Raw genomic sequence first — 18,131 nt, forward strand, 5'->3', positions numbered from 1 at the left:
AATAATAAGGGCTACCCATGACCATGCAACCACTGCCTGCCAGTAGTTGGCTGAACGCACCTGCCCATCACAGCTGGCTCGCCACCGAAGGGCAGCGCCTGCTGGCATTCGCCAAAGCCTCGCGCCTGCCTGACGGTTTTGGCAACCTCGACGATCAAGGCCAATTGCCGGCCGATGCCCGCGCCGAAACCATGAACACCGCCCGCATGACCCACAGCTTTGCCATGGCCCACGCCATGGGCCTGCCCGGTTATGCCGAGCTGGTGGCGCACGGCGTCGCGGCCCTGAGTGGCCCATTGCGTGATAGCGAGCACGGCGGTTGGTTCGCCGCGCCCCAGGCCGTCGATGGCAACCGTGGCAAGGCCGCTTACCTGCATGCTTTCGTTGCCCTCGCGGCGAGTTCGGCGGTGGCAGTGGGCGCCCCCGGTGCGCAGAATCTGTTGAACGACGCCGTGCACATCATCGACCAGTTCTTCTGGAGCGAGGAGGAGGGCGCCATGCTCGAATCCTTTGCTCAGGACTGGACCGGTGTGGAGGCTTATCGCGGCGCGAACAGCAACATGCACGCTACCGAAGCGTTTCTGGCGCTGGCCGATGTCACCGCAGACACGCGCTGGCTGGACCGCGCACTGCGCATTGTCGAGCGCGTTATTCACACCTGCGCCGCCGGCAACCAGTTCATGGTCATCGAGCATTTCGATGCCCAGTGGAAACCGCTGCTGGGCTATAACGAAGACAATCCCGCCGACGGCTTCCGCCCTTATGGCATCACCCCCGGCCACGGTTTTGAGTGGGCGCGGCTGGTGCTGCACCTAGAGGCCGCCCGCCTGCAAGCCGGGCTGACGACCCCGGACTGGCTGGTCGGCGATGCCAAGGGCTTGTTCGCCAGTGCCTGCGAATACGCCTGGGCCGTGGACGGTGCTCCCGGCATTGTCTACACGCTCGATTGGAACCACCGCCCGGTGGTGCGCGAGCGCCTGCACTGGACCCATGCCGAAGCCAGCGCCGCGGCCCAAGCGCTGCTCAAACGCACCGCAGAGCTGCATTACGAAACCTGGTATCGGCGGTTCTGGGAGTTTTGCGAAAACCACTTTATCGACCGTGTCCAGGGCAGTTGGCACCACGAGCTGAACCCGCACAACCAGCCCAGCAGCAAAATCTGGGGCGGCAAGCCGGATCTTTATCACGCCTGGCAAGCGGTGGTGCTGCCTGCGCTACCCTTGTCACCCAGCATGACCAGCGCTTTGGCACAGGGTTGCTATGTCACCAAGTGGTGACATTTGTACGTCCCTTTGTTACCTGCGCCTTGAAAATCCCTGTTTAAACTCCGTGCAGCGCAAGCTCTAGACTTGCATGCATAACAACAAGAAAAGGTACTCAGATGAACGCGATTAATCGCCTCGCCGTAGCTATTTCCATTGCCTCGTTGTTTCCCCTCAGTGCATTTGCCGCCGACTCGAAAGGGACGGTTGAAGTTGTGCATTGGTGGACCTCGGGCGGTGAAAAAGCGGCTGTAGATGTCCTGAAGGCCCAAGTTGAGAAAGACGGCTTCACCTGGAAAGACGGTGCTGTCGCAGGCGGCGGCGGTGCCACGGCCATGACCGTGCTGAAAAGCCGCGCAGTTGCCGGCAACCCGCCTGGCGTTGCCCAGATCAAAGGCCCTGACATCCAGGAATGGGCGTCCACTGGCTTGCTCGACACCGACGTGCTCAAAGACGTCGCCAAAGAAGAAAAGTGGGACTCCCTGCTCGACAAGAAAGTCTCCGATACCGTGAAGTACGAAGGTAACTACGTTGCCGTGCCGGTCAACATCCATCGCGTCAACTGGCTGTGGATCAACCCGGAAGTCTTCAAGAAAGCCGGTATCACCAAGAACCCGACCACCCTCGAAGAGTTCTACGCAGCCGGCGACAAGCTCAAAGCCGCGGGCTTCATTCCGCTTGCTCACGGTGGCCAGCCTTGGCAGGACAGCACCGTGTTCGAAGCGGTCGTACTGTCGGTGATGGGTGCCGATGGTTACAAAAAAGCCCTGGTCGACCTGGACAACGGCGCGCTCACCGGTCCTGAAATGGTCAAGGCCCTGACTGAGCTGAAGAAAGTCGCGACCTACATGGACGTCGACGGCAAAGGCCAGGACTGGAACCTGGAAGCAGGCAAGGTCATCAACGGCAAGGCCGGCATGCAGATCATGGGTGACTGGGCCAAGTCCGAGTGGACCGCCGCCAAGAAAGTCGCCGGCAAGGACTACGAGTGCGTAGCCTTCCCGGGCACCGACAAAGCCTTCACCTACAACATCGACTCCCTGGCGGTGTTCAAGCAGAAAGACAAGGGCACTGCTGCCGGTCAGCAGGACATTGCCAAAGTCGTGCTGGGTGAAAACTTCCAGAAAGTCTTCAGCATCAACAAAGGCTCGATCCCTGTGCGGACCGACATGCTCAACGAAATGGACAAGCTCGGTTTCGATTCCTGCGCCCAGACCGCTGCCAAGGACTTCCTGGCTGACGCCAAGACCGGTGGCCTGCAGCCAAGCATGGCGCACAACATGGCCACCACCCTGGCCGTGCAAGGTGCGTTCTTTGATGTCGTGACCAACTACATCAACGACCCGAAAGCCGACCCGGCCGACACCGCCAAAAAACTCGGCGCTGCGATCAAGTCTGCCAAGTAACGGTTAGCAAGGCTGATCCTTGTGAGGGGAAACCCCCTGACCCCTCACAAGGCTTGTTCCTGTAGTCCTTTTTCCCTGTACTGGATTTTCCCATGAGTTCTGTTGCTGTGTTCAGCAAGGCCTCGCCGTTCGATGCACTGCAGCGCTGGCTCCCTAAACTGGTGCTGGCGCCCAGCATGTTCATCGTGCTGGTGGGCTTTTATGGCTACATCCTGTGGACGTTCGTGCTGTCGTTCACCAATTCCACGTTCCTGCCAAGCTACAAATGGGCGGGTCTTGCGCAATACGCGCGGTTGTTCGACAACGACCGCTGGTGGGTAGCGAGCAAGAACCTGGCGGTTTTTGGCGGGATGTTTATCGGCATCACCCTGGTGATTGGCGTGACCCTGGCGATCTTCCTCGACCAGAAAATCCGCCGCGAAGGCTTTATCCGCACCATTTACCTGTACCCGATGGCGCTCTCGATGATCGTCACCGGTACCGCCTGGAAATGGCTGCTCAACCCGGGCATGGGCCTGGACAAACTTCTGCGTGACTGGGGCTGGGAAGGCTTCCGTCTCGACTGGCTGATCGACCCCGACCGCGTCGTGTACTGCCTGGTGATTGCCGCCGTGTGGCAAGCCTCGGGTTTCATCATGGCGATGTTCCTCGCCGGCCTGCGTGGGGTTGATCAGTCGATCATCCGTGCCGCCCAGATCGACGGCGCCAGCCTGCCGCGCATCTACTGGAGCGTGGTGCTGCCCAGCCTGCGTCCGGTGTTCTTCAGTGCGGTGATGATCCTGGCGCACATCGCGATCAAGAGCTTCGACCTGGTCGCAGCCATGACCGCCGGCGGCCCGGGCTATTCGTCCGACTTGCCTGCGATGTTCATGTACTCGTTTACCTTCAGTCGTGGCCAGATGGGCATGGGCTCGGCCAGTGCAATCCTGATGCTCGGCGCGATCCTCGCGATCATCGTGCCTTACCTGTACTCCGAGCTGAGGACCAAGCGTAATGACTAGTCTTGCTTCCAAACCGACCATCAGCCTGAGTCGCGTCGCGATCTACGCGGTGCTGATCCTCGCCGTGCTGCTGTACCTGGTGCCGCTGGTGGTGATGTTGCTGACCAGCTTTAAAACCCCGGAAGACATCAGCACCGGCAACCTGCTGAGCTGGCCGACCGTGGTCACCGGCATCGGCTGGGTCAAGGCCTGGGCCACTGTGGATGGCTACTTCTGGAACTCGATCAAGATCACCGTTCCGGCCGTACTCATCTCCACCGCCATCGGCGCGTTGAACGGCTACGTGCTGTCGTTCTGGCGCTTCAAAGGCTCGCAGTTGTTCTTCGGCCTGCTGTTGTTCGGCTGCTTCCTGCCGTTCCAGACCGTGCTGCTGCCGGCCTCGTTCACCCTCGGCAAAATGGGCCTGGCCAGCACCACCACCGGCCTGGTGTTTGTGCACGTGGTCTACGGGTTGGCGTTTACTACACTGTTCTTCCGTAACTACTACGTGAGCATTCCGGATGCGCTGATCAAGGCGGCACGACTGGACGGTGCGGGTTTTTTCACCATCTTCCGTCAGATCATTCTGCCAATGTCGACCCCGATCATCATGGTCTGCCTGATCTGGCAGTTCACCCAGATCTGGAACGACTTCCTGTTCGGTGTGGTGTTCTCCAGCGGCGACTCGCAGCCCATCACGGTGGCGCTGAACAACCTGGTCAACACCAGCACCGGGGCCAAGGAATATAACGTGGATATGGCGGCGGCGATGATCGCCGGGCTGCCGACCCTGCTGGTCTATGTGATCGCAGGCAAGTATTTCGTGCGCGGCCTCACGGCCGGCGCGGTCAAGGGGTAATCATGGCTACGCTTGAACTTCGCAATGTAAACAAGACTTATGGCGCCGGCCTGCCCGACACCTTGAAGAACATCGAACTGTCGATCAAGGAAGGCGAGTTCCTGATCCTGGTCGGCCCTTCGGGTTGCGGCAAATCCACGCTGATGAACTGCATCGCCGGTCTGGAGACCATCACCGGCGGCGCGATCATGATCGGTGATAAAGACGTCAGCGGCATGAGCCCCAAGGATCGCGACATCGCCATGGTGTTCCAGTCCTACGCGCTGTACCCGACCATGAGCGTGCGCGAGAACATCGAGTTCGGCCTGAAGATTCGCAAAATGAGCCAGGCTGACATCGACACCGAAGTGGCGCGCGTGGCCAAGCTGCTGCAGATCGAACACTTGCTCAACCGTAAACCGGGACAACTCTCCGGTGGCCAGCAACAGCGTGTGGCCATGGGCCGTGCGTTGGCGCGTCGACCAAAGATTTACCTGTTCGATGAACCGCTGTCGAACCTCGACGCCAAGTTGCGCGTCGAGATGCGCACCGAAATGAAACTGATGCACCAGCGTCTGAAAACCACCACCGTCTACGTCACCCACGATCAGATCGAAGCGATGACCCTGGGCGACAAAGTCGCGGTGATGAAGGACGGCATCATCCAGCAGTTCGGCACGCCAAAAGAGATCTACAACAACCCCGCCAACCAATTTGTGGCGAGCTTCATCGGTTCGCCACCCATGAACTTCGTGCCGCTGCGCCTGCAACGCAAGGACGGTCGTCTGGTGGCGCTGCTCGACAGCGGCCAGGCGCGCTGCGAGCTGGCGCTTAACATGACGGACGCCGGCCTCGAAGACCGTGACGTGATCCTGGGCCTGCGCCCGGAGCAGATCATGCTGGCGGCAGGCGAGGGCGACAGTGCATCGAGCATTCGTGCCGAAGTCCAGGTCACCGAGCCGACCGGCCCGGACACTCTGGTGTTCGTGCAACTGAACGACACCAAGGTCTGCTGCCGCCTGGCGCCCGACGTGGCGCCGCAGGTGGGCGAGACCCTGACCCTGCAATTCGATCCTGCCAAGGTGCTGCTGTTTGACGCCAACACCGGCGAGCGCCTGGGCACTGCCGCTTCATTGCCAGCACAGGACCGTGCGGACAATGTGGCCCAATTCAAGGGACGCTGAGTGTTGCGCCTGAATGGATAACTTGTTGTTTTGGTTAAAAAAAGTAACCCGCGTTAGATAAAAACAGTTTAATAACAATAAAGACGAGGATGTAGGGATGAAAAAGCAACACAACAACACCCGGCTGATCTGCCAATTGTCAGCGGCAGCAGCCCTGGTATTGTCCGCCAATGCGATGGCGGACGATGCTTTCAGTGCCGATTCCAAGTGGATGACCGGCGATTGGGGCGGCGAGCGTACCAAGCTGATCGAGCAAGGTATCGACATCAAGGCTGACTACGTTGGGGAAGTTGGCGCCAACCTGAGCGGTGGCTACAACAACGACAAAACTGCCCGTTACGCTGACCAGTTCGGTCTCGGCGTAGCATTGGATCTGCAAAAGCTGTGGGGCTGGGATAACACCCAGGCCAAGATCCAACTGACCAACCGTAATGGTGCGAACATCTCCAATGACCGTATTGGTGACCCGCGTGCCGGCACCTTGAGTTCGTCTCAAGAAGTTGATGGCCGTGGCCACATGGTGCGTCTGACCCAATTCTGGATTCAGCACCAGATGTTCGACAACAAGCTGGACGTGAAACTCGGTTACTTCGGTGAAGGCGAAGACTTCAACACCTTCCCGTGCGACTTCCAGAACCTGTCGTTCTGCGGCTCGCAAGTGGGTAACTATGTAAACACCTGGTACAACTGGCCTGTCAGCCAAGCGGCGATCCGCGTGAAGTACAACATCACGCCTGAGCTGTATGCGCAAATCGGTGCGTACAACCAGAACCCATCGCAGCTGGAGCACGGCAACGGCTTCAAACTCAGCGGCAGCGGCACCAAGGGCACCGTATTGCCGGTGGAATTGGTCTGGTCGCCGAAGGTCAATGGCCTGCCGGGCGAATACCGTGTGGGTTACTACAAGAGCACCGCCGATGCCACCGACGTACGTGAAGACGTCAACGGCGGTGATGCTGGCAGCTCCGGCGCGGCTTTCCGCGTTCGTAGCAGCAAAAGCGGCTACTGGGGCGTTCTGCAGCAACAACTCACCACGCACAATGGCGACGCTTCCCGTGGTCTGAACATCGCGGCCAACGTGACCTTTCACGACAAAGACACCAACCTGGTCGACAACTACCAGTCGTTGATGCTTGTGTACAAAGGGCCATTTGACGCGCGTACCAAGGATGACGTCGGTATCGGTGTGTCGCGTATCCACGCTAACAGTGACGTGAAGAAAACCGCTGAGTTGCTCAATGCGGCCGGCGGCTTCACTGATTACGATCAAGCGGGCTACGCACCGCTGCGTAACACTGAGTACAACGTCGAACTCAACTACGGCATCCACGTCACCAACTGGCTGACCGTGCGTCCTAACCTGCAGTACATCGCCAACCCAGGTGGTGTGAAACAAGTCGACAACGCGGTAGTTGCGGGCCTGAAAATTCAGACTACGTTCTAACGCTGTTGCGATAAGCTCCTTCTCTCTGTGCGCATTTTGCGGATAGCCATGGCTATCCGCTTTTTTTTGGGCAGCCGTGCACACCTCATGTGGGCGCTGGCTTGCCAGCGATGCAGGCGCCTCGGTTTGTCTGAATGACCGAGGCGGTGCTATCGCAGGCAGCCAGCGCCCCAGGGTTACCCAAGGTTTGAGCAACAATGAATTTCAGGACCGTGGCACATGCATGAGCATCCGCTGCAACGCTTTTTCAAATCCCTGCGCGAGCGTCCGGTATTCGCCTGGGAACGCTTTCAGATGCGCGACGTGTTGGTCATCGACCATCCGTTGTGCCAGGCAGTGTTCAGCCGTCAGGGCGCGCAATTGCTGCACTTTCAACCACGTGGCCAGAAACCCTGGCTGTGGTGCGCGGCCAAGTGGCCGCAAGTCGGCGCCATCCGGGGCGGCGTGCCGGTGTGCTGGCCGTGGTATGGGCGCCATCCGAGCGAAAACGCCTGGCCTTCCCATGGGTGGGCGCGGCTGATCGACTGGAAACTGCTCGACAGCAGCACCGACGACGACGGCGTGCGCCTGCACTGGCAATTGCAGCTGTGCGATTGGCAGGTCGACCTGCATGCCCACTTGGGCGAAACCCTGGAGCTGCGCCTGTGCACTGAGCATCAGGACGAGTTGCCGTGCCAATTGAGCCATGCTTTGCACGCCTATTGGCGTATTGGTCACGTGGATGAGATAGCGCTGTCTGGGCTGGATGGCGCGCAAGGTTATGACCAGCTCAATCGCCAGGCTTGCCAGCAGGAAGGTGAGCTTCGCGTGGATGGCGGGTGCCAACGGGTGTTCCAGCACGAGGGCGAATTGCACCTCAAGGACCACGCCTGGCAGCGCGAATTGTGCATCGACACCGGCGACAGCTCCGACACCGTGGTGTGGCATCCGGGCAGCCGGCCGTTGTTGGGCGTGAGCTTTAACGAGGCGTCAGGGTTTGTGTGCGTGGAGTCGGCGATGGCCGGTGCGAGTCTGGCGCCAGGGGAGAGGGCGCATTTGAGTTTGCAGGCCAGGGCTGGGGCTTAGCGGTGGAGCTTATGCTGCCATCGCAGGCAAGCCAGCTCCCACCGGGGAATGCATTCCAAATGTGCAACTCGGCCCAATGTGGGAGCTGGCTTGCCTGTGATAGGGCCGGTACTGCTGGGGGAGATTGCTGCTAGTTAAACTCATCCCCCACCGGATACCGGCTGTCATTCAGGCTCTCTTTGATCTTGCGCAAATGCGGCTGGAAATCCACCCCGCGGCGCAAGGTCATGCCGGTCGCCAGCACATCCAGCACGGTGAGCTGGATGATCCGCGAGGTCATCGGCATGTAGATGTCCGTGTCTTCGGGCAGCGGAATGTTCAGGCTCACCGTACTGGCCTTGGCCAGTGGGGAGTTCTCGGCGGTCACGCCCAGTACTGACGCACCGTTTTCCCGTGCGATGCGCGCCACTTCCACCAACTCGCGGGTACGCCCGGTGTAGGAAATAATCACGAACAGCTCGCCTGTATGCGCCACCGAGGCGATCATGCGTTGCATCAGCACGTCGGCATGCGCGGTCACGGCCAGGTTGAAGCGGAAAAACTTGTGCAGCGCATCCATGGCCACCGGGGCCGAAGCGCCCAGGCCAAAGAAGTGGATCTGCCGCGCCTGGATCAACAGGTCCACGGCCTTGCTGATCAGGGCCGGGTCCAGGGCCTGGCAGGCGCTGTCCAGAGATGCGATGGCGCTGCCAAAGATCTTCTGCGTGTAGGCCTCAGGGTTATCATCGGCTTCCACGGCGCGGCTGACATACGCTGCGCCACTGGCCAAACTTTGCGCCAGCTGCAATTTAAGTTCAGGGTAACCGCTGACGCCGAACGAACGGCAGAAACGGTTGACCGTCGGTTCGCTGACCGAGGCGGCTTGGGCGAGGGCGGCGATAGAGAAGCGGGTCGCCTGCTGCGGGTTGAGCAGGATGACCTCGGCGACTTTTTTCTCGGCCTTGTTCAATTCTTCGAGGCGGTTCCGGATCTGTTCCAGAAGATTTCGCACGCGGTCCATTCAGTCTTTCCTTCGGGCGACGATGCAAATTAAGGGCGATAACCAATCGACGAGTGGTTCTTTGCGGTGGCCTATCCTACTGAGGGTAGCTGAACACCACCACTCGGAATGCGTATTTCGGGAAAATGTTGTGGTTATTACTACATTTTTCCTTGAGTGATGCCTTGAAAAAAGGTATTTGTAGCTTAACTTGATAAAAGAACAAACATCATGCCTTCGATAACCGTGGAACCCTGCACCTTTGCCCTGTTTGGCGCGTTGGGTGATCTGGCGCTGCGCAAGTTATTTCCTGCTCTCTATCAACTCGATGGCGCAGGCCTCCTGCACGACGACACGCGCATTCTGGCCCTGGCCCGTGAGGCCGGCTCCGAACAGCAGCACATGGCCCACATCGAGAAAGAACTGCGTAAGTACGTCGGCAAGGAACTCGATGAAGCCGTGGCCACACGCTTCCTCGCGCGCCTGGCCTATGTGCATGTCGATTTCATGAAAGCCGACGATTACGTCGGCCTGGCCGAGAAGGTCGGCAGTGACCAACGCCTGATCGCCTATTTCGCTACTCCGGCGGCTGTTTACGGGGCGATCTGCGAGAACCTGGCCAAGGTCGGCCTGGCGGAAAACACCCGCGTCGTGCTGGAAAAACCCATCGGTTCGGACCTGGAGTCCTCGCGCAAGGTCAACGACGCCGTGGCGCAGTTTTTTCCGGAAAACCGCACCTACCGTATCGACCACTACTTGGGCAAAGAGACGGTCCAGAACCTGATCGCGTTGCGTTTTGCCAACAGCCTGTTCGAAACCCAGTGGAACCAGCACTACATTTCCCACGTGGAAATCACCGTTGCCGAGCAGGTCGGTATCGAAGGCCGCTGGGGTTACTTCGACAAGGCCGGCCAGCTGCGCGACATGATCCAGAACCACCTGCTGCAACTGCTTTGCCTGATCGCCATGGACCCGCCGGCCGACCTGTCCGCCGACAGCATCCGTGACGAGAAGGTCAAGGTGCTCAAGGCGCTGGCGCCGATCAGTCCGGAAGGCCTGACCACCCAAGTGGTGCGCGGCCAGTACATCGCCGGCTATAGTGCCGGCAAGCCAGTGCCGGGTTATCTGGAAGAAGAGAATTCCAACACCCAGAGCGACACCGAAACCTTCGTCGCCCTGCGTGCCGATATTCGTAACTGGCGTTGGGCCGGGGTGCCGTTCTACCTGCGTACCGGCAAGCGCATGCCGCAAAAGCTGTCGCAGATCGTCATCCACTTCAAGGAACCGTCCCACTACATCTTCGCCCCCGAGCAGCGCCTGCAGATCAGCAACAAACTGATCATCCGCCTGCAGCCGGATGAAGGTATTTCCTTGCGTGTGATGACCAAGGAGCAAGGCCTGGACAAGGGCATGCAACTGCGCAGTGGCCCGCTGCAACTGAATTTTTCCGACACCTATCGCAGCACCCGTATTCCGGATGCCTACGAGCGGTTGTTGCTGGAAGTGATGCGCGGCAATCAGAACCTGTTTGTTCGCAAAGATGAAATCGAAGCCGCGTGGAAGTGGTGTGACCAGTTGATCGCCGGGTGGAAAAAATCCGGTGATGCGCCCAAGCCGTACGCGGCGGGTTCCTGGGGGCCGATGAGCTCAATTGCACTGATCACGCGGGATGGGAGGTCATGGTATGGCGATATCTGAATTGAAACTGCCTCAGGGCGTAAATGCTCATGAGTACCGCACGCCCGTATTGCTGGCCGATGGCCTGGCCAATGACGTGGCCGAGCAACTGCGCGCGGCCATCAGTGCCCGTGGCGAGGCGACCCTGGTGGTGTCCGGTGGCCGCAGTCCCGTGGCGTTTTTCCAGAACCTGGCCAAACAGGGCCTCGACTGGTCCAAGGTCACCATCACGTTGGCCGACGAACGTTGGGTGCCGGTGGAACACGCCGACAGCAACGCCGGCCTGCTGAAGAAATACTTGCTGCAAGGTCCGGCGGCCAAGGCCAAGTTCCTCAGCCTGTATCACGTTGCGGCCACGCTTGAAGACGCCGCCGAACTGGCCGATCGCCAGTTGGCAGAGTTGCCCGCCATCGATGTGCTGGTACTCGGCATGGGCGACGACGGCCACACCGCGTCGCTGTTCCCCAACAGCCCGAACCTGGCTGAAGCACTGAAGCCCGACGGTACCCGCCGTTGCTGGCCGATGCTCGCGCCGACCGTGCCGCACCAGCGCCTGACCATGAGTCGCGCGTTGCTGGCCACGGCCCACTGCACCGTGCTGTCGATTTCCGGCAGCGCGAAATTGACCACCTTGAGCGCCGCGCTGGCCAGTGACGACGTTGCTGCCATGCCGATTCGCGCGTTTTTGCAACCTACTTTAGAGATTTACTGGTGCCCATGAGCCAAGGATCAGCCGCTATGAAAAGCCCTCAACCGACCGTGTCCATGGCGGATAAAGTTGCCTTGATCGACAGCCTCTGCGCCAAGGCGCGGATCCTGCCGGTGATCACCATCGCCCGCGAACAGGACATCCTGCCGCTGGCCGATGCCCTGGCAGCCGGCGGTTTGACCGCATTGGAAGTGACCTTGCGTTCCGAGTTCGGCCTCAAGGCAATTCAAGTGCTGCGCGAGCAACGCCCTGAATTGTGCACCGGTGCCGGCACCGTGCTCGACCGCCACATGCTTGAAGCCGCCGAAGTGGCGGGCTCGCAGTTTATCGTCACGCCAGGCATTACGCGTGACCTGCTGGAAGCCTCGGTGCACAGCCCGATCCCGTTGCTGCCAGGCATCAGCAACGCCTCCGGCATCATGGAAGGCTATGGCCTGGGTTACCGTCGCTTCAAACTGTTCCCGGCTGAAGTGAGCGGCGGCGTTGCTGCGATCAAGGCGCTGGGTGGGCCGTTCGGCGAAGTGAAGTTCTGCCCTACCGGCGGCGTTGGCCCGGCCAACATCAAAAACTACATGGCGTTGAAAAACGTGATGTGCGTGGGCGGTAGCTGGATGCTTGATCCGGAATGGATCAAGAACGGCGACTGGGCCCGCATCCAGGAAGTCACCGCACAGGCGCTGGCGCTGCTGGATTGAGCTGATTTACCGAATCGTTGTTGCTGTGCTTAACGGCATTTTTGCGGCGCACTTGGTCGGTGTGCCGCTTTTTTTTGCCTGTAGAAAACCTCAAATTCAACGCCGATCAATGTGAGAGCGGGCTTGCGCGCGAATGCGCTGGTTCAGTTGGCCTATTCGTCGACTGACACAGCATATTCGCGCGCAAGCCCGCTCCCACATTTCAGTCCGCGCTCAGCTCGGTTATTGCTTTGACCAAGACATCGATGTCCGCCGCCGAGGTCACCAACCCCGGCGTCACCCGAATGCAGCTACCAAAGGCCGCGCCGACACGGGTGGTGGTAAACAGGTCGTAGTCCTTGAGCAACCGATCCGCCATCACCTGCTGATCACGCCCGGTGAACTTGAACGCCGTGATCCCGCAATACAGCCGTGGGTCATCCGGCGTCAGCACCTCGATGCCCGGCAACTGACGCACCTGGTTCACCCACAGATTCCGCAGATAATTGACCCGTGCGCCCTTGGCTGCCGAGCCACCCAATGCACGGTGCTCTTCCAGCACCAGCGGCAAGGTCATCAGTGCCGGGAAATTCGGTGTGCTGTAGGGCGTACGCGCGCGAACATCGGTGGCCGGGTAATGAAACTCGCCCATGTCCGGGTCGATAGCGGCCAGGCGCTCCGGGGCGATGTACAGAAAACCCAGGGTCAGCGGCGCGCCGATCCATTTGTGCAGATTGAAGCCCGCAAACTGGATGCCCAGTTGGGCGAGGTTGAATTCGATCTGGCCCAGGGCATGGGCGCCATCAAGGATCACATCCACGCCGTGCTCACGTGCGGCGTTGGCAATCGCCTCGACGGGCATTACCAGGCCGGTGCGGTGGGTCACATGGGTCAGGGCCATCAACTTGAGGCGCGGGTGCTGCACAAACGCGGTGCGATAAGTCTGTACCAGGCTGTCGAAACTAGCCGGGTGGGCGTGGGATAACTCGATCACCTCCACACCGCGATAGCCCGCCAGCCAGCGCATCGCGCCTTTGACCGTGTCGTACTCCAGGTCGCTGATCAGCACTTGGTCGCCCGGTTGCAGGTTGTTGTAGTTGCGGATCAGTGACTGCAACGCCTCTGTGGCATTGCGGGTGAAGGCAATCGACTCCGGGTCGGCGTCGATCAGCCCGGCCAGTTGGCGGCGCACCTCGACGTTTTCACCCTGCTCAAAGCGCTGGCGCACATACAGCGAGTTGCTGCGGTTGATAAACGCGACGTGCTCCAGGTACTGCGCTCGTACCGCGCGGCTCATACGCCCGAAGTAGCCGTTTTCCAGATTGATCGGGCCAGGTTCCAGCTCATAGCGCTGGGCGATGGCCTGCCAATGACGTTCGTTATCTGCATTCCTTGGCATGGCGAGACTCTCAGTGGCGGGGGGCAGGTTTGCCGTGCTTTACGCGCAGCGGTTCCAATAGTTCGGACAGGCCGTTGTGGTCAATTTCCTGCATCAATGCCAGCAAGCCGCCCAACTCGCCGTGAGGAAATCCCTCGCGGGCAAACCAGTTCAGGTAGGGGCCGGGCAAGTCGGCGATGATCCGCCCCTTGTATTTGCCGAAGGGCATTTCGCGGGTGATCAGCAATTCAAGTTTTTCGGGGTTCATGGCATCAGGCGTTTAAGTCGAGACCTTGGAAAATACAGGCATTCTGCATGAAGGCCAAATGACAGATCATGCAAATAACTCGCATACAGATGGTTCAATAATTTTTATCTCGTTGAAAAATAAGGGAAAAGTTGTTTTTAAAAACTTGGCACGGGCGCTGCAATCATTAATACACGTTTCTTAACCCGCACAAGGAATTGAAAAATGACTGACATCAACAAAGAATCGATCTCTGTACTCAACGACCTGATCGAGACCAGCAAAGACGGCCAGAAAGGCTTCGCAACTTGTGCTGAAGACATCAAGCACCCAGAGCTCAAAGCGCTCTTCCAGAAGCGTGCCGCCGACTGCGCCAGCGCTGCCGCCGAGCTGCAAACCGCAGTGAAAGCCCTGGGTGGCGATCCCGAAAAATCCGGTTCGGTTGCTGGCGCACTGCACCGTGGTTGGGTCGACGTGAAATCGATGGTCACCGGCAAAGATGAAGAAGCCGTGTTGAACGAAGCCGAGCGCGGTGAAGACCATGCACTGAAGGCTTACAAAGAAGCGATCGAGAAGATCAACAAGCACAACCTGCTGGGTATTCGTGACCTGGTTGAGCGTCAGTTCCATGGCGCCCAACGTAACCACGACCAGGTGAAAGCCCTGCGTAACCAGGCTCGCGCTCAGTCTTGAGTCGCTCCTGATTAGAAAAAGCCCCGCTGATGCGGGGCTTTTTTTATGGGCGATTTTTACACCCAGGCATCAGCCGATGCTGATCGGCGGCAGTTCGGTCAACGTCACCACCTGCTGCTTGCGGGGCGCCAGGATTTCCGCCTCACCGTCCACTACCAGCTCATCGCGCTGGTTGAACACGCGAGTGGCGATGCGCACGCGAAACTTGGGCAGCTTCTCGAGGATTTCCAGACGCACGGTCAAGGTGTCGCCGATTTTCACTGGCTTCTGGAAGCTCATCTGCTGGCCGATGTAGATAGTGCCCGGCCCGGGCAGTTCGCAGGCAACGGCCGCGCTGATCAGGGCGCCGCTGAACATGCCGTGGGCGATACGCTCCTTGAACATGGTCGCCTTGGCGTACTCGGCATCCAGGTGCACCGGGTTGTGGTCGCCGGACATCGCGGCAAACAACTGGATATCGCGCTCTTCGACAGTCTTGCTGTAGCTGGCGGTCTGGCCGACTTCGAGGGCTTCGTACGGGGTGTTGGTAACCTGAGTCATCTCGGGGTGCATCCTGTGGCTAATCGGTAATTAAACAGTATGATTTTAAGCGTTTGATTTTAAACGAAAATTTATTCGCGGCGAGTCGGCCTGCGCAAGGTCAGAGCCTGTTGCAACCACGCCAGTACATCCGCTGTGACTTCATCACGGTTGGTTTCATTGAACACTTCATGACGCGCCTGCGGGTAGATATTCAATTGCAGGTGCTGGCAGCCGGCCTCACGCAACGCATGGGCCAGGCTTTTGAGACGCTTGCCTTCACTCACCGGATCACATTCGCCGCCCATCACCAGGATCGGCAGGCCCGGGTCGATCTGCGCGAGATTGGACGCTTTGCTGATTTGCTGCAAGCCGCCCAGCAGGTCGATCCACAACTGGTTGGTGCAGCGAAAACCGCACAGCGGGTCGGTGATGTACTGGTCGACCTCGACCGGGTCGCGACTGAGCCAATCAAACGCCGTTCGGTTGGGCTTGAAGGCTTTATTGAACGAGCCGAACGACAGGAACTCGATCAACGCACTGCGCCCGCGCAAGCCCTGGCGTGCCCGTTCGATACGAGCAATCACCGCCGCCGCGCGGTACAGCGCAATCGGTTGGAAATTCGACCCGCTGAGAATCGCGCCAGTCAGGCTGGCGCTGTGGTGCAGCAGGTAGGCCTGGGCGATGTAGCTGCCCATGCTGTGGCCCAGCAGGATAATGGGCAGCCCCGGCTGCTGCTGGCCGATGTGCTGGTTGAGGCTGGCCAGGTCGCCCACCACTTTGTTCCAGCCGTCCTTTTCGGCGTACAACCCCAGCGTGCCTTCATCGGCGGTGCGGCCATGACCGCGCTGGTCCAGCGCATACAGACCGTAACCGGCACCGCACAGGGCTTGGGCCAGGCGTGCATATCGACCACTGTGCTCGGCCATGCCGTGGGACAGCATGACGACTGCCCGGGTCTCGCCTTCCGGCAGCCATTGATTGACGTACAGGCGGCTGCGGTCATTCGCGGTCAGCCAGAAGGTGCTGTGGTTCATGGCGCTTCCTTTGCTCAGGGTCGTTGCAGTGTATAGCTCATCCTCGGGCTTGCGTCTGATCAGTGCAGGCCCTTGTAGGAAGATTCACGCAATTAATGACGCTCTTTCCTGTATTTGCCTGTTTGGCCATAGCTGCTAACGTCCCCAAAGCTCCGCTTTTTATAGCAGCACGTTTTTATCGCTGCAGCGGTCGGACACACTCAGGTAAGAGGACAAGAATAATGCAACCTGATTTCTGGAATGACAAACGCGCCGCGGGCGTTCCCAATGACATCGACCTCACCACGTACAAGTCGGTGATCGAAGTCTTCGAACGTTCCTGCAAGGCCTTTGCCGACCGTCCGGCGTTCAGCAACATGGGCATCACCCTGACCTACGCCGAGCTTGAGCGCCAGAGTGCTGCGTTCGCCGGTTACCTGCAGCAACACACCGACCTCAAGCCGGGCGAGCGTATCGCGGTGCAGTTGCCCAACGTGCTGCATTACCCGATTGCCGTATTCGGCGCACTGCGTGCCGGGCTGATCGTGGTCAACACCAACCCGTTGTACACCCCGCGCGAGATGCGTCACCAGTTCAAGGATGCCGGCGTGCGTGCGCTGGTGTACCTCAACCTGTTCGGTGCGAGGGTGCAGGAGGTGTGCGCCGACACCGAGATCGACTACCTGATCGAAGCCAAAATGGGCGACTTCATGCCCGCCGCCAAGGGCTGGTTGATCAATACCGTGGTCGACAAAGTCAAGAAAATGGTCCCGGCCTACCACCTGCCTCGGGCGGTGTCGTTCAAACGCGCGTTGCGCATGGGCGCGGGGCAGGGGTTGATCCGGCATCCGGTCACGCTGGACGACATCGCCGTGCTGCAATACACCGGCGGCACCACTGGCCTGGCCAAGGGCGCGATGCTCACCCACGGCAACCTGGTGGCGAATATGCAGCAGGCCCGGGCGTGCATGTCCCAGGTCACCGACGATGGCCAGCCGCTGGTAAAGGAAGGGCAGGAGGTGATGATCGCGCCGCTGCCGCTGTACCACATCTATGCCTTCACGGCGAACTGCATGTGCATGATGGTGACCGGCAACCACAACGTGCTGATCACCAACCCGCGCGACATCGGCGGGTTCATCAAGGAGCTGAAAAAGTGGCGGTTCTCCTGCCTGCTGGGGCTCAACACCCTGTTTGTGGCACTGATGGACCACCCCGACTTCAAGACCCTGGATTTCTCCCACCTCAAGATCACCAACTCCGGCGGCACCGCCCTGATCAAGGCCACGGCCGAGCGCTGGAAGGCGGTCACCGGGTGTTCCATCGGCGAAGGCTACGGCCTGACTGAAACCTCACCCGTGGCCAGCACCAACCCGTACGGCAGCCAATCGCGCCTGGGCACAGTGGGGATTCCGGTGCCGGGTACGGCGATGAAGGTGATCGACGATGACGGGCACGAGCTGCCATTGGGTGAGCGCGGCGAGCTGTGCATCAAGGGCCCGCAGGTGATGAAGGGGTACTGGCAGCAGCCGGCCGCTACCGCCGAGGCGCTGGACGCCGACGGTTGGCTCAAGACGGGTGACATTGCGGTGATCGACAACGATGGCTTCGTAAGCATTGTTGATCGCAAGAAAGACCTGATCATCGTTTCGGGCTTCAACGTTTACCCCAACGAGATCGAAGACGTGGTGATGGCCCACCCGGCGGTGGCCAACTGCGCGGTCATCGGCGTGCCGGATGACCGCACCGGGGAGGCGGTGAAGCTGTTTGTGGTGGCGCGTACCCAAGGCGTAAGCCTTGAAGAGCTGAAGGCGTACTGCAAGACCAATTTCACCGGGTACAAAGTGCCCAAGCATATTGTGTTGCGCGACTCGCTGCCGATGACGCCGGTGGGCAAAATTTTGCGCAGGGAGCTTCGCGACATCGCCTGACCATCATTGAAAGCCACTCAAAATGTGGGAGGGGGCTTGCCCCCGATGGCGGTGTATCAGTCAGCAGATGTGTTGGCTGAAACACCGCTGTCGGGGGCAAGCCCCCTTACACATAGATTCTTTATTGCC

At 59.6% G+C, this 18,131-nt stretch carries 17 protein-coding genes; 12 read left to right on the plus strand and 5 right to left on the minus strand.

What is annotated here, in order from left to right:
• The first annotated feature begins 17 nt into the window (after positions 1–17).
• The 7 genes from AACV02_RS19950 to AACV02_RS19980 all read left to right on the plus strand — a co-directional run bounded on the left by AACV02_RS19950 (position 18) and on the right by AACV02_RS19980 (position 8,179).
• Positions 18–1,277, plus strand: a complete 1,260-nt coding sequence (locus AACV02_RS19950; RefSeq protein WP_119741472.1) for a D-mannose isomerase — start codon at positions 18–20, stop codon at positions 1,275–1,277.
• A gap of 104 nt (positions 1,278–1,381) precedes the next feature.
• Complete coding sequence (locus tag AACV02_RS19955) at positions 1,382–2,668, plus strand: ABC transporter substrate-binding protein (RefSeq protein WP_106578439.1); 1,287 nt, start codon at positions 1,382–1,384, stop codon at positions 2,666–2,668.
• Positions 2,669–2,760: 92 nt separating this feature from the next.
• Positions 2,761–3,669: a carbohydrate ABC transporter permease gene (locus AACV02_RS19960; RefSeq protein WP_017253695.1), complete on the plus strand. Its 909-nt coding sequence runs from the start codon at positions 2,761–2,763 to the stop codon at positions 3,667–3,669.
• The gene (locus AACV02_RS19965) at positions 3,662–4,507 is read left to right on the plus strand and encodes a carbohydrate ABC transporter permease (RefSeq protein ID WP_106578440.1); all 846 of its coding nucleotides are present in this window, start codon (positions 3,662–3,664) and stop codon (positions 4,505–4,507) included. Before AACV02_RS19960 ends, AACV02_RS19965 begins: the two co-directional genes overlap by 8 nt.
• A 2-nt stretch (positions 4,508–4,509) precedes the next feature.
• A complete protein-coding gene (locus AACV02_RS19970) occupies positions 4,510–5,670 on the plus strand; it encodes an ABC transporter ATP-binding protein (RefSeq protein WP_119741474.1) in 1,161 nt (386 codons plus the stop codon).
• A 97-nt stretch (positions 5,671–5,767) separates the two neighbouring features.
• Positions 5,768–7,114, plus strand: a complete 1,347-nt coding sequence (locus AACV02_RS19975; protein ID WP_106578442.1) for a carbohydrate porin — start codon at positions 5,768–5,770, stop codon at positions 7,112–7,114.
• A gap of 219 nt (positions 7,115–7,333) precedes the next feature.
• Entirely contained in the window at positions 7,334–8,179 is an 846-nt protein-coding gene (locus AACV02_RS19980; RefSeq protein WP_119741476.1) for a D-hexose-6-phosphate mutarotase, read from the plus strand.
• Positions 8,180–8,309: 130 nt separating this feature from the next.
• On the opposite strand, the gene AACV02_RS19985 is transcribed toward AACV02_RS19980, so the two are convergent.
• A complete protein-coding gene (locus tag AACV02_RS19985) occupies positions 8,310–9,170 on the minus strand; it encodes a MurR/RpiR family transcriptional regulator (RefSeq protein WP_170039859.1) in 861 nt (286 codons plus the stop codon).
• A gap of 219 nt (positions 9,171–9,389) precedes the next feature.
• Here AACV02_RS19985 and zwf point away from each other — a divergent pair, with 219 nt between their 5' ends.
• The 3 genes from zwf to AACV02_RS20000 are packed head-to-tail and all read left to right on the plus strand — an operon-like array spanning position 9,390 to position 12,239.
• A complete protein-coding gene (zwf, locus tag AACV02_RS19990) occupies positions 9,390–10,856 on the plus strand; it encodes a glucose-6-phosphate dehydrogenase (protein WP_106578444.1) in 1,467 nt (488 codons plus the stop codon).
• Positions 10,843–11,556: a 6-phosphogluconolactonase gene (gene pgl, locus AACV02_RS19995; RefSeq protein WP_119741478.1), complete on the plus strand. Its 714-nt coding sequence runs from the start codon at positions 10,843–10,845 to the stop codon at positions 11,554–11,556. The genes zwf and pgl overlap by 14 nt, the downstream gene beginning before the upstream one ends.
• Positions 11,557–11,573: 17 nt before the next feature.
• Positions 11,574–12,239 (plus strand): bifunctional 4-hydroxy-2-oxoglutarate aldolase/2-dehydro-3-deoxy-phosphogluconate aldolase, encoded by a 666-nt coding sequence (locus tag AACV02_RS20000; RefSeq protein ID WP_106578446.1) that lies wholly within the window; start codon positions 11,574–11,576, stop codon positions 12,237–12,239.
• Positions 12,240–12,441: 202 nt separating this feature from the next.
• Here AACV02_RS20000 and AACV02_RS20005 read toward each other — a convergent pair whose 3' ends face one another.
• Positions 12,442–13,617: an aminotransferase class V-fold PLP-dependent enzyme gene (locus AACV02_RS20005; RefSeq protein ID WP_119741480.1), complete on the minus strand. Its 1,176-nt coding sequence runs from the start codon at positions 13,615–13,617 to the stop codon at positions 12,442–12,444.
• A 10-nt stretch (positions 13,618–13,627) separates the two neighbouring features.
• A complete protein-coding gene (locus AACV02_RS20010; RefSeq protein ID WP_017139191.1) occupies positions 13,628–13,864 on the minus strand; it encodes a DUF3820 family protein in 237 nt (78 codons plus the stop codon).
• 204 nt (positions 13,865–14,068) lie between these two features.
• Here AACV02_RS20010 and AACV02_RS20015 point away from each other — a divergent pair, with 204 nt between their 5' ends.
• Complete coding sequence (locus AACV02_RS20015) at positions 14,069–14,536, plus strand: ferritin-like domain-containing protein (protein WP_119741482.1); 468 nt, start codon at positions 14,069–14,071, stop codon at positions 14,534–14,536.
• A gap of 69 nt (positions 14,537–14,605) precedes the next feature.
• On the opposite strand, the gene AACV02_RS20020 is transcribed toward AACV02_RS20015, so the two are convergent.
• Positions 14,606–15,076 (minus strand): MaoC family dehydratase, encoded by a 471-nt coding sequence (locus AACV02_RS20020; protein ID WP_003175719.1) that lies wholly within the window; start codon positions 15,074–15,076, stop codon positions 14,606–14,608.
• Positions 15,077–15,147: 71 nt separating this feature from the next.
• Positions 15,148–16,092, minus strand: a complete 945-nt coding sequence (locus AACV02_RS20025) for an alpha/beta hydrolase (protein ID WP_119741484.1) — start codon at positions 16,090–16,092, stop codon at positions 15,148–15,150.
• Between the two features lie 221 nt (positions 16,093–16,313).
• Here AACV02_RS20025 and fadD2 point away from each other — a divergent pair, with 221 nt between their 5' ends.
• A complete protein-coding gene (gene fadD2, locus AACV02_RS20030; RefSeq protein WP_119741486.1) occupies positions 16,314–18,002 on the plus strand; it encodes a long-chain-fatty-acid--CoA ligase FadD2 in 1,689 nt (562 codons plus the stop codon).
• Positions 18,003–18,131: the final 129 nt, after the last annotated feature.

Origin of the sequence: Pseudomonas sp. Larv2_ips, from assembly GCF_963879675.1 — a bacterium.
Classification (GTDB): domain Bacteria; phylum Pseudomonadota; class Gammaproteobacteria; order Pseudomonadales; family Pseudomonadaceae; genus Aquipseudomonas.

Excerpts from the sequence above, each read along its gene's own strand:
- AACV02_RS19950 (WP_119741472.1), top strand. The coding sequence starts at position 18 with ATGACCATGCAACCACTGCCTGCCAGTAGTTGGCTGAACGCACCTGCC.
- AACV02_RS19955 (WP_106578439.1), top strand. The coding sequence starts at position 1,382 with ATGAACGCGATTAATCGCCTCGCCGTAGCTATTTCCATTGCCTCGTTG.
- AACV02_RS19960 (WP_017253695.1), top strand. The coding sequence starts at position 2,761 with ATGAGTTCTGTTGCTGTGTTCAGCAAGGCCTCGCCGTTCGATGCACTG.
- AACV02_RS19965 (WP_106578440.1), top strand. The coding sequence starts at position 3,662 with ATGACTAGTCTTGCTTCCAAACCGACCATCAGCCTGAGTCGCGTCGCG.
- AACV02_RS19970 (WP_119741474.1), top strand. The coding sequence starts at position 4,510 with ATGGCTACGCTTGAACTTCGCAATGTAAACAAGACTTATGGCGCCGGC.
- AACV02_RS19975 (WP_106578442.1), top strand. The coding sequence starts at position 5,768 with ATGAAAAAGCAACACAACAACACCCGGCTGATCTGCCAATTGTCAGCG.
- AACV02_RS19980 (WP_119741476.1), top strand. The coding sequence starts at position 7,334 with ATGCATGAGCATCCGCTGCAACGCTTTTTCAAATCCCTGCGCGAGCGT.
- zwf (WP_106578444.1), top strand. The coding sequence starts at position 9,390 with ATGCCTTCGATAACCGTGGAACCCTGCACCTTTGCCCTGTTTGGCGCG.
- pgl (WP_119741478.1), top strand. The coding sequence starts at position 10,843 with ATGGCGATATCTGAATTGAAACTGCCTCAGGGCGTAAATGCTCATGAG.
- AACV02_RS20000 (WP_106578446.1), top strand. The coding sequence starts at position 11,574 with ATGAAAAGCCCTCAACCGACCGTGTCCATGGCGGATAAAGTTGCCTTG.
- AACV02_RS20005 (WP_119741480.1), bottom strand. The coding sequence starts at position 13,617 with ATGCCAAGGAATGCAGATAACGAACGTCATTGGCAGGCCATCGCCCAG.
- AACV02_RS20010 (WP_017139191.1), bottom strand. The coding sequence starts at position 13,864 with ATGAACCCCGAAAAACTTGAATTGCTGATCACCCGCGAAATGCCCTTC.
- AACV02_RS20015 (WP_119741482.1), top strand. The coding sequence starts at position 14,069 with ATGACTGACATCAACAAAGAATCGATCTCTGTACTCAACGACCTGATC.
- AACV02_RS20020 (WP_003175719.1), bottom strand. The coding sequence starts at position 15,076 with ATGACTCAGGTTACCAACACCCCGTACGAAGCCCTCGAAGTCGGCCAG.
- AACV02_RS20025 (WP_119741484.1), bottom strand. The coding sequence starts at position 16,092 with ATGAACCACAGCACCTTCTGGCTGACCGCGAATGACCGCAGCCGCCTG.
- fadD2 (WP_119741486.1), top strand. The coding sequence starts at position 16,314 with ATGCAACCTGATTTCTGGAATGACAAACGCGCCGCGGGCGTTCCCAAT.